The 4,328-nt window shown below is 34.4% G+C and carries 6 protein-coding genes; 3 read left to right on the top strand and 3 right to left on the bottom strand.

What is annotated here, in order from left to right:
• On the top strand, positions 1–603 hold a 603-nt coding region (locus tag ACFX4N_RS30985; protein ID WP_377263824.1), incomplete at its 5' end, for a lyase family protein.
• Between the two features lie 474 nt (positions 604–1,077).
• On the opposite strand, the gene ACFX4N_RS30980 is transcribed toward ACFX4N_RS30985, so the two are convergent.
• Both ACFX4N_RS30980 and ACFX4N_RS30975 read right to left on the bottom strand, forming a co-directional pair.
• Positions 1,078–1,248, bottom strand: coding sequence for a hypothetical protein (locus ACFX4N_RS30980; protein WP_164798540.1), 171 nt, complete (start codon positions 1,246–1,248; stop codon positions 1,078–1,080).
• A gap of 333 nt (positions 1,249–1,581) precedes the next feature.
• Positions 1,582–2,670: a YsnF/AvaK domain-containing protein gene (locus ACFX4N_RS30975; protein ID WP_377263822.1), complete on the bottom strand. Its 1,089-nt coding sequence runs from the start codon at positions 2,668–2,670 to the stop codon at positions 1,582–1,584.
• Between the two features lie 327 nt (positions 2,671–2,997).
• On the opposite strand from ACFX4N_RS30975, the gene ACFX4N_RS30970 reads away from it, so the two are divergent.
• Positions 2,998–3,309: a hypothetical protein gene (locus tag ACFX4N_RS30970; protein ID WP_053488495.1), complete on the top strand. Its 312-nt coding sequence runs from the start codon at positions 2,998–3,000 to the stop codon at positions 3,307–3,309.
• A 164-nt stretch (positions 3,310–3,473) separates the two neighbouring features.
• On the top strand, positions 3,474–3,626 hold the full coding sequence (locus ACFX4N_RS31135; protein WP_098240108.1) for a DUF8096 family protein: 153 nt from the start codon (positions 3,474–3,476) through the stop codon (positions 3,624–3,626).
• 99 nt (positions 3,627–3,725) lie between these two features.
• On the opposite strand, the gene ACFX4N_RS30965 is transcribed toward ACFX4N_RS31135, so the two are convergent.
• A partial coding sequence (locus tag ACFX4N_RS30965) for a lyase family protein (protein WP_377263820.1) occupies positions 3,726–4,328 on the bottom strand: 603 nt, incomplete at its 5' end.

The raw sequence follows: 4,328 nt of genomic DNA, 5'->3' as shown, positions 1-4,328 counted from the left end.
TATACAGAAGTCTCTGCTAGCTTAAAAGTTTGCATGATTAATATGTCTAAAATTGCGAATGATATCCGATTAATGGCTTCTGGTCCTCGTGCGGGACTAGCTGAACTTATATTACCAGCTCGTCAACCTGGTTCATCTATTATGCCTGGAAAGGTGAATCCTGTCATGCCTGAAATGATTAATCAAGTGGCTTTTCAAGTAATCGGTAACGATCATACAATCTGTTTAGCTTCTGAAGCAGGACAGCTTGAACTAAATGTAATGGAGCCTGTTCTTGTGTTTAACTTACTTCAGTCAATTAGCATTATGAATAATGCATTTCATGTTTTTACAGAACATTGCCTAAAAGGCATTGAAGCAAATGAGGAACGTTTAAAAGAGTACGTAGAAAAAAGTGTAGGGATTATTACAGCTGTAAATCCACATATCGGATATGAAGTAGCAGCACGTATTGCTAGAGAGGCTATCTTAAATGGAAAATCCGTACGAGAGTTATGTTTACAATACGATGTATTAACTGAGGAGGAACTTGAATTAATTTTAAATCCATATGAAATGACAAACCCAGGAATCGCCGGTAACTCTCTTTTTGACAGAAGTTAAATAAACACCTACGAAGCAAAAGAGGCCTTTTTCAAAAGGCTTCTTTATTTTGAGTACAAACAAATATAGAGTTTTTTTTAAGATTAATGAAATCTATATTTATATTACGAAAAGTAAATTAATCTATAAAAGAGAATAATTTACTTTTTTATTTTTACTTGGGTTAAAATAATTTCAATAATTCAAAGAAAATCCTTAACTTTATTCCTTTAACGTTTTAAAACAGAACCGAATTAGGTGTTCGTAAAAGTATACTTTTACGGACTTTGAGTTTGTATAAAAAATTTATCATTCTCGACGTTCGTTTAAATTTAAAAATAATTTACGAACGTTCTTTAAAATACATGTAGTTTTACGAACGTTTTTAGCAAAGTAATAGATTGAAAAGTCTACTTCCTATAATCAAACTTATGGAAACTAGAAAAATAAAAATTACAACCCTACTCATTTCTGAGTTAGGGTTGTAATTTTTATTTATGCATGTAACTGTTGATTAACCAATCTCTTTACTCTCTCATAAGCTTTGACCTCGCCTTGGTAAAAACATGCACTGTTCCAGTCTTCTCTTTTCTCCGCATCCTTTCTCCACGCATCAGATTGTTCTATTAACTTATCAATGTGTTCAATAAATTTCTTTCGTTCCATTTAATCACCTTCTTTTATCATAATTGGAAATATTTATACGTTATTTTGATAAGTAATATTTCTAGAATTTAGTGAGAATACCTGTTGGAATTTGATATAATCTCCAAGACTTTTAGGAATAAAAGAAATGACCCCCAGTAATGAAAGTCATTTCTTTTATTTTATTGCCTGGTTATGCTCATTTTAATGAGTTATTTTGGTTCTTTTTTGATTTTAGGAACATTACTTATGTTAATTTAAAGGGAAATAAAAAAAGCTGCCAATACAGCTAGGCAGCCCTTCCTTAAATCTTCTCAATTATTCCCTCTATTATAAACTATAGAGGAGATATACTTATTTCTTTTGCTTGTTTGTTGATTTCTCATTGTTTTTCCCTTTTTCAGAAGTCGTAATATCCGTGTCTTTAATTTGACTTTCTGGTTTCTGATTGTTTACTGAGGCTGTAACCTTTTCAATCTCTTTAATAACAGGAGAAGTTGTCACTTTAAGTTGAGCTTCTTGTTTCTTGTTGGGTGAAAGTTTAACTTTTTCCTCTTTTGGAGCATCAGAGGCAATTGCAGCAGCAACTTCTTGATAACTTTGATCTACGTGATTATCCATGTTCTGATAGATTTCAGAGTCAGCAAGTTCATGAACCACAGGAAGCTCTGACTGTTCAATTTGTGCTTTTTCCTTTCGGACAGTATCCTTCATCTCTTTAATCTCTTGAATTTTACGCTTACCAATGATCACTTCTTCCACAACCACAGCTCTCTTAGTTACTTCAATTTGCTCCTCCATAATAGGAATACGAATGATCTCGTTCTCTGTCAATGGGCTACCATCATACTCACCGTCTATAATCGGTCGACGTTCTACGTAGACTTCCTCACGCATAACCGGAACCTGGATAGTTCGTAGTTCTTCTACAATTTCCTTACGAAGTTGTACTTCCCCAGTTTGAACACGTTCTTTCCTTACCTCGAGTTGCTCTTCACGAAGTTGCACTGACCTATGCCCCTCTGTCTCGTATGGCGACTCCCTAACCGTAGTATATGAAGGAATTGTTTGAGATTCATCCACATCAATTAGGACAAGGATTTTCCCTTCCTTTACATCCCTTTCACACTGTTTTGCAGTAAAACTTTGAATACCCATTCTAACAAGTTTTGAAGTTAGACCATCAGGTTGTGTAGTAGCCATTCCACCTGTCATCATGGTAAGAAAGCTATCGACCATCACGCCTGCCAATGAACTTACAGCTGGCGTTCCAGCTTCTATCATTACATGTGTTTCGGCTCCTAACTGTAGTGTTTTACTTCTATCCTTTGCTACTACCAATATATCTGTTTCACGATATCCTTGACGTTTTAACCCCTTAATTGCATGGATCGCTTCTTGCTTCGAATGAAAAGTCCCTGCAACTCGTTTTCTCGTTCTCATTTTTTCATCTCCTTAAATTTTAATTAAACGAAAACTTCTTTTCACATTTTATTCCATCCTTATTGTGTATATCATGTACCCAGTGGGTTTCTATTTAAAACTTGATACGGATGACTATGTAAATGACCCTTGAATTATAAAATGTAGAAAGATGAAGTAGAGGCAATAGCCAATAATCGGGAAAACTTTAGAGTTTTTATTGAAAAAGAACATTCGTTCGTATATAATATGAAAAAGGAAAAACCTCATATTTTTCCTTAATTGAAACATATAGGATATTTAATACAGAGATAATTTACAATTAGTTTTCATGGGGGAGAAAAAGCGATGAATTCTACATACCATCATTTAAAAGATACAAAAAAAGAAGAAGGGCAAAAAGAATTACTTGAGAGAAACCTAGAAGCTCATAGAAGTAGAAGATGGGTAACCAACTCCATTTACGTTATGTCCCTACTTGTAGTCGTACTTTGTTTCTATTTTCATGTACCACAGGCTGCAATTATTACTCTAATCTTATTTTTAATATGCGCAACTAGCGAAATACTGTATAGAGCGTTAGATAAAAAGATAGAACTACGGTTAAAACGGATTAAACAGGAGAAAAGAAAAATCATATTTAAAGAAAATAAATCCTAACAGTTTTTCTATAAATTCCTTTCTGCTATACAGATTTAAAATTATTTTTCACATGAGAACGAAGAAGAAAGAGTTAGCTTAGTCATAGAATAAAGTAAAAAAGCAGTCCTTTAACTATTCAAGGACTGCTTTCTTACTTTATAGAAGAGAAAGAGTAGCAAGAAATCGATCTTGATAAAGTGTATGACTATGTCGAATACCCGGATAAGGTGAGTGGAAGATGCGATCACTGCAATTCATCCTACTTCAAAAGTTCTGTAAAAGGTGGCATTTTTCTACGTGAATGTCGAGAGTGTGGCATGAAGAAAAGCATTTAGGTGGTATTTTTTGATGTGTATACAGAAAATAAGCCACCTAGGGATATCCAAAGTAGGTGGCTTATACGATAAACTTAATATGGAGTACGCTTTTAAAAATTAATTTCTGTCAAAAAGAGAGCTGCCAGATATACCTGGGTTCGTCATTTCATAGGGATTCAAAATTAATTCAAGTTCCTCCTCAGTCAACACGTCATATTGCAAACATAGTTCTCGTACCGACTTTCCATTTAAAATAGCCTCTCTAGCAATTCGTGCTGCTACTTCATATCCGATATGGGGATTTACGGCTGTAATAATCCCTACACTTTTTTCTACATACTCTTTTAAACGTCCCTCATTTGCTTCAATGCCTCTTAGACAATGGTTTGTGAAGACATGGAATGCGTTATTCATAATACTGATTGACTGAAGCAAGTTAAACACAAGAACAGGCTCCATCACATTTAGTTCAAGTTGACCTGCTTCTGATGCCAGACAAATTGTATGATCATTACCTATAACTTGAAAAGCTACTTGATTAATCATTTCAGGCATGACAGGATTGACCTTTCCAGGCATAATGGATGAACCAGGTTGACGAGCTGGTAAAATAAGTTCAGCTAATCCTGCACGAGGGCCAGATGCCATTAATCGGATATCATTCGCAATTTTAGACATATTAATCATGCAAACTTTTAAGCTAGCAGAGACTTCTGTATA

Source organism: Priestia sp. YIM B13551, assembly GCF_042787905.1.
Taxonomy (GTDB): Bacteria; Bacillota; Bacilli; order Bacillales; family Bacillaceae_H; genus Priestia.
This window is presented reverse-complemented; position numbering and strand designations above follow the sequence as displayed.